Here is a 3,227-nt window from a genome sequence, read left to right on the forward strand (position 1 = left end):
ATCGATGAGCTGGTGTAGCGGAGCCACGCCCCGCGCGGTGATGCAATCGAACGGGCCCCGGACTTTCTCCACATTATCCCCGATGTCCGCGAGCATGACTGTGCCTGCCCCTTGCGTCACCCGCAGGGCTTCGCGCAGGAACGCCGCCTTCTTGGCGATCCGCTCCACGAGCACGACCTCGCCGCCACGCTCGGCCATAATGCATGCCAGTACCACACCCGGGAAACCACCGCCCGAGCCGATGTCGAGCCAGCGCCGTGCGCTCGGCGCCAGCTCGGCTAGCTGGAGCGAATCGGCGATGTGCCGGGTCCAGAGCTGCGGCAGCGTCGATGACGCGATCAGATTGGTTTTAGCCTGCCATTGCTGCAGCAGCGCAACATAGGCGTCGAGGCGTGCCTCCGTTTCACGTGAAATAGGCGCAAGCCGCAGCGCCGCGGCTTTGTCAGCCGCAAGGTCTTCTTCGTAAGCGCATTGGGGTTGAATTGATGGCATGTGCTGGTCCTACGATGGGCCGCCCGACACATATATTCCCGCGCAGCGATTCCGGCCACTTTTTCTCGGAGAGAGAACGCCAACCTCGCCGTCGGGGCGGGGCTTGTCCCGGACGTCCACCTCTTCTCAATGGATACGTCAATCCGTGGATGCCCGGGTCAAGCCCGGGCATGACGGCGAGAGGCATCGTTTCACGTGAAACGCCATGTACTCTCGTCGCAGCCTTACCCTTCGGCCACCACCTTCGGTTTCTTCGCCTCTCGCCGCAGATAGGCCGCCAGAATGCCGAGTGCCGCCGGAGTGATGCCGTCGAGACGGCTCGCCTGCCCGACGGTGCGAGGCTGGTGCCGTTGCAGCCGGGTGCGGGCCTCGTTCGACAGGCCAGGGACCGTCGCATAGTCGATCCCGGTTAGCACCAGGCCCTCGTCACGCCGGAAGGCATCGACGTCGGCACTCTGGCGCTCCAGATAGACCGCGTATTTGGCGTCGTTCTCGACATGAGTAGCGATCGCCGGGGAGATGGCCCCAAGCTCGGGCCAGATCTCCCTCACCTGCGCCAACTCGATCTCCGGGTAGGACAGGAGGTCGAAGGCCGAGCGCCGCTGCCCGTCGCGGTTGAGCATCAGCCCGTGCTTGGCGGCCTCGTTCGGTGTGATCGACAAAGACCGTGCCAGCGTCTTCGCGTCCGCCAGCGCCGCCATCTTGGCGCGGTGAAATGCTGCCCGCTCCGCGCCGACACAGCCCAGCGCGATGCCGCGGTCCGTCAGGCGCTGGTCGGCATTGTCGGCGCGCAGCGTCAAGCGAATATCGGGCCGGGGAGGTAAACATCCGGTACGGCTCGGTAATCCCGCGAGTGACGAGATCGTCAATCATCACGCCGAGATAGCCGTCCGCCCGATCGAACACCGCCAAGTCATCGCCGGCAGCCAATAGCGCGGCGTTGAGCCCGGCGACCAGCCCCTGCGCTGCCGCCTCTTCATAACCCGTCGTGCCGTTGATCTGTCCCGCCAGAAACAGCCCGCGCAGCCGCTTGGTCTGCAGCGTCGGCTCGAGCTCGCGCGGATCTACATGGTCGTATTCGATCGCATAGCCCGGCCGCAGCATCACAGTGCGCTCGAGGCCCGGAATTGTGGCCAGGATCGCCCGCTGAACCTCTTCGGGCAGCGAGGTCGAAATGCCGTTGGGGTAGACAGTCGGATCGTCCAGTCCCTCGGGCTCCAGAAAGATCTGGTGGCCATCACGGTCGCCAAACTTGACGATCTTGTCCTCGATCGATGGGCAATAGCGCGGGCCGGTCGACTGGATTTGACCCGAATACATCGGCGAGCGATGCACATTGGCGCGGATCACCTCATGGGTGGCCGGCGTGGTCCGGGTGATGCCGCATTCGACCTGCGGCGTCGTGATCGTGCTGGTCATCACGGAAAACGGCTCGGGCGGATCGTCACCCGGCTGCATTTCGACAGCGCCCCAGTCGATGGTCCCCCCGTCCAGGCGCGGCGGTGTGCCGGTCTTGAGCCGGCCGAGCGCGAAACCCAGCGCCTCGAAAGACTTCGACAACCCCATCGCCGGTGCTTCATCAATCCGCCCGGCAGGCCAGCTCTGCTCACCGAGGTGGATCAGACCGCGCAAAAACGTCCCGGTGGTCACGACCACAGCGCCGACCGCCAACTCCCGGCCGTCGGCAAGCCTAATGCCGGTGACACGGCCATCACGCGACAGAAGGGCCTCGGCTTCGCCCTCGATTACGTCGAGATTGGCGGTCTGCCGGATCGCCCCCTGCATCGCGGCCGCGTAGAGCTTTCGGTCGGCCTGGGCGCGCGGTCCTCGCACAGCCGGGCCTTTGCGGCGATTGAGCATGCGGAACTGGATGCCGCCGGCATCGGCAGCCCGGCCCATCAGGCCGTCCAGCGCATCGACTTCGCGGACCAGATGGCCCTTGCCGAGACCTCCGATGGCCGGGTTGCACGACATCGCGCCGACGGTGACGAAGCGATGCGTCACAAGCGCGGTCGCCGCGCCGGTTCGCGCGGCCGCTGCCGCGGCTTCACATCCGGCGTGGCCGCCGCCGATCACCAAAACATCGTAAGAAGTGCGCATGCGAGCGCTTTTACCTCAACCCGCCCGGCGGTTGAAGGTGATTCAAGAGCGCCGTTTCACGTGAAACGCTCGAAGTTCGGCCCCCGTGTTTCACGTGAAACACGAATGTTTACCGCTCATTTACCAATACAGAACCGGCTGAAGATCTCTCCGAGGACATCCTCGATGTCGATCCGACCGAGCAGCCGCCCCACCGCCTCGCCGGCGGTTCGCAGCTCCTCGGCTACCAATTCCTCGGGTAAGGCGGGAACCATGCTGCGCTGCAACGCGTGCAGAGCCCGCTGCAGCATGTCACGATGCCGGGCACGGGTGATAGCTGCGCCCTCGCCAAGGCCAAAATATTGCGCAGCGAACTCGGTCAGTCCCTGCAGCAATTCGGCTGCGCGGCGTGATCGATCCGCGCGCCTCGCTGGTCGGCGGCGGCGCACTGGTGATTTTCGCGTGCTGCCTGACCCTGATGGGCATCTACCGTTTTTATGGCCGCAAGCCGAACTGGTGGATCACCGCCGCAACCACCTGCTGGGCACTGGTCGGCCTGGCTTATTATCTGGTCGTCGTCGATTCGATGGCGATGCGGATCGTCATCTTTAAGAGCGCGCAATCGATTCCGATCGGGCTCAGCCTGCCTTTTAGGG

The 3,227-nt window shown here is 64.8% G+C and carries 1 protein-coding gene and 3 pseudogenes; 1 reads left to right on the plus strand and 3 read right to left on the minus strand.

Annotated features, from left to right (window positions below; all coding sequences use genetic code 11):
* The 3 genes and pseudogenes from I5M_RS25350 to I5M_RS25360 all read right to left on the minus strand — a co-directional run.
* On the minus strand, positions 1-492 hold a 492-nt coding region (locus I5M_RS25350), incomplete at its 3' end, for a 16S rRNA (guanine(527)-N(7))-methyltransferase RsmG (protein WP_022723958.1).
* A 224-nt stretch (positions 493-716) separates the two neighbouring features.
* Positions 717-2,592, minus strand: a pseudogene (mnmG, locus tag I5M_RS30625) (tRNA uridine-5-carboxymethylaminomethyl(34) synthesis enzyme MnmG).
* A 116-nt stretch (positions 2,593-2,708) separates the two neighbouring features.
* Positions 2,709-2,972: pseudogene (locus I5M_RS25360) on the minus strand (tRNA uridine-5-carboxymethylaminomethyl(34) synthesis GTPase MnmE); the annotation flags it as partial.
* 8 nt (positions 2,973-2,980) lie between these two features.
* Between I5M_RS25360 and I5M_RS25365 the strand changes: the two are divergent.
* A pseudogene (locus I5M_RS25365) lies at positions 2,981-3,227 on the plus strand (GGDEF domain-containing protein); the annotation flags it as partial.

This window comes from Rhodopseudomonas sp. B29, assembly GCF_000333455.1.
Taxonomy (GTDB): domain Bacteria; phylum Pseudomonadota; class Alphaproteobacteria; order Rhizobiales; family Xanthobacteraceae; genus Rhodopseudomonas.